Source organism: Novosphingobium sp. AAP93 (assembly GCF_001296055.1).
In the GTDB taxonomy this organism is placed as follows: Bacteria; Pseudomonadota; Alphaproteobacteria; order Sphingomonadales; family Sphingomonadaceae; genus Novosphingobium.
Window position 1 is genome coordinate 1 of the sequence record NZ_LJHZ01000089.1, and the last position, 2478, is coordinate 2478.

Below are 2478 nucleotides of genomic sequence, written 5' to 3' on the forward strand. Positions count from 1 at the left end.
GTAAGCGGGGCCGTGGCCCCACCTTGCGGGCCTGACGCACAGCGCCGAGTCTCCGCGCCCTGATCGGGTGGAGGTTGCTGGTGCTATGACGATACCATGTGATGATGCTGGCACTAGCCGGGTAACGCGCTTCGAGATGTTCACCGGCGCGGGGCGGCGGCGGGATTGGCCACCGGAGGTGAAGGCATCGATCGTGGCCGAGAGCTTCTCCGGGCAGGAGACCGTCTGCTCGGTCGCGCGGCGTCATGGCATGACTCCATCGCAGCTGTTCACCTGGCGTCGGCAGCTCCGCAAGCAGATGGAGAACCAGGGCGTAGTCGTGCCGGCATTCGTTCCCGCCGTGGTCGATGCTGTTTCGGCAGCGGAGCCCGCGCCTGCGATCCAGCGACCGAAGAGAGGGCGGCGCTCGAAGGCGAGTGTAGTCGAACTGGAGATCGACGGTGTGGCGGTGAAGATCAGCCGCGGCGCCGATGCCGGAGTGATCGCTGCGGTAATCGAAGCGCTCCGGGCCACCCGATGATTGGACCCGGCGTAGGTGCCAAGGTCATGGTGGCCACACGCCCAGTGGACTTTCGCAAGGGGCCGGACGCGCTGGCTGCGCTGGTCGGCGCGGAGTACGGCGGCGATCCTTATTCCGGCGTGATCTACGTGTTCCGGGCCAAGCGTAGCGACCGGATCAAGCTCGTGTGGTGGGATGGCACCGGGCTGTGCCTGATGGCCAAGAGGCTGGAGTCCGGCGGGTTCAGGTGGCCAGCGATTCAGGATGGCGTGATGCGGCTGACGGCGGCGCAGTTGGGCGCCTTGCTTGAGGGCCTGGACTGGCGCCGGGTGCATGGCGGACGCCGCCCGATCGCCCCGCAGATTGCCGGTTGACGGAGCTTCTCACTGCTGATTCACTCCTTCCATGCTCATGGAGGCGGACCTTCCCAATGATGTCGAAGCGCTCCGCGCGCTCGTCCTTGAGCAGTCCCGGACACTGGCGGAAGAACGCGCGGCAAGGGCCAATCTGGCTCTCGCCAAGGGCGAGGCCGATGCAGAGATTGAGCGGCTGCAGTCGATCATCGATGCCTTCATGCGGCACCGGTTCGGCCGCAAGTCCGAGCAACTCGATCCCGACCAACTCGAACTCTGCCTTGAAGATATCGAGATAGCGCTCGGTCAGGCGCGTGCTGCACGCGACGCGGTAATCACGAAGGCTGGTGGCGAACGGCCGCGCAAGGCCAACCGCGGTGCACTGCCGGCGCATCTCGAGCGGATCGAGCAGATTGTCGACGTGGATGATCGAACCTGCCCCTGCTGCGGCGGCGCGCTCCACCAGATCGGCGAGGACGTGGCTGAGCGTCTCGACGTCGTGCCGACCACCTTCCGCGTGCTGGTCACTCGCCGCCCGCGCTATGGCTGCCGCTCGTGCGAGGGCGCGATCGTCCAGGTACCGGCCCCGGCAAGGATCGTCGAAGGCGGCATCCCTACCGAGGCGCTGATCGCACAGGTCCTAGTCGCCAAGTATGCTGATCACCTGCCGCTCTACCGCCAGGCCCAGATCTACGCGCGGCAAGGCATCCAACTCGACCGCTCGACCATGGCGGACTGGGTTGGCCGAGCAGCCTGGTATCTGCGTCCCTTGCGCGATCATATCCTCGAGCGATTGCGACGATCCGAACGGCTGTTTGCCGACGAGACCACCGCACCGGTGCTCGATCCCGGGCGCGGACGTACCAAGACCGGTCAGCTCTGGGCCTATGCCCGCGACGATCGACCATGGGGCGGCGAAGATCCGCCGATGGTGGCCTATGTCTATGCCGCTGACCGCAAGAGCGAGCGGGCCGAAGCCCATCTCGGTGACTTCGCCGGCATCCTGCAGGTCGATGGCTTTAGCGGCTATGCCGCCCTGGCCAGACGCCGGCAGCAGGTGAGCCTCGCCTTCTGCTGGTCGCATGTGAGGCGCAAGTTTTATGAACTGGCCGAGAGTTCACCGGTTGCGGCCGAGGTGCTACGCCGGATCGCCATGCTATATGCGATCGAGGACGAGGTTCGTGGCACCTCGGCGGAGCAGCGCCGCACCGTGCGCTCAAAGCGGGCCCGTGTCATCGTCGATGACCTGCATGTCTACCTTGAGGTGCGACTTCGTCAGGTCAGTGCCAAGAGCAAGCTCGCCGATGCCATCCGATACGCGCTTACCCGCTGGCCCGGGCTGTCGCTGTTCCTCGATGATGGCCGCGTCGAGCTGGATTCCAACACCGTCGAGCGGTCGATCCGGCCGGTGGCCCTCAACCGCAAGAATGCACTCTTCGCAGGCTCCGACGAGGGCGGCGACAACTGGGCGGTGATCGCCACGCTGATCGAGAACTGCAAGATCTCCGGCATCAATCCGCACGTCTGGCTGACCGACACTCTCGCCAAACTGGCCAATGGTCATCCAGCCAACGCCGTCGGTGACCTCATGACCTGGACCACCGTGGCCTGAGAACACCGCTTACG

At 65.6% G+C, this 2478-nt stretch carries 3 protein-coding genes; all 3 read left to right on the forward strand.

The features are described 5' to 3' along the window. Positions 1-136 precede the first annotated feature (136 nt). The 3 genes from IP83_RS13715 to IP83_RS13725 are packed head-to-tail and all read left to right on the forward strand — an operon-like array spanning position 137 to position 2464. Complete coding sequence (locus IP83_RS13715; RefSeq protein WP_231625052.1) at positions 137-520, forward strand: transposase; 384 nt, start codon at positions 137-139, stop codon at positions 518-520. A gap of 29 nt (positions 521-549) precedes the next feature. Next, positions 550-873 (forward strand): IS66 family insertion sequence element accessory protein TnpB, encoded by a 324-nt coding sequence (tnpB, locus tag IP83_RS13720; protein ID WP_197274376.1) that lies wholly within the window; start codon positions 550-552, stop codon positions 871-873. A 31-nt stretch (positions 874-904) separates the two neighbouring features. Beyond that, positions 905-2464 (forward strand): IS66 family transposase, encoded by a 1560-nt coding sequence (locus tag IP83_RS13725; protein ID WP_054122796.1) that lies wholly within the window; start codon positions 905-907, stop codon positions 2462-2464. Positions 2465-2478 lie beyond the last annotated feature (14 nt).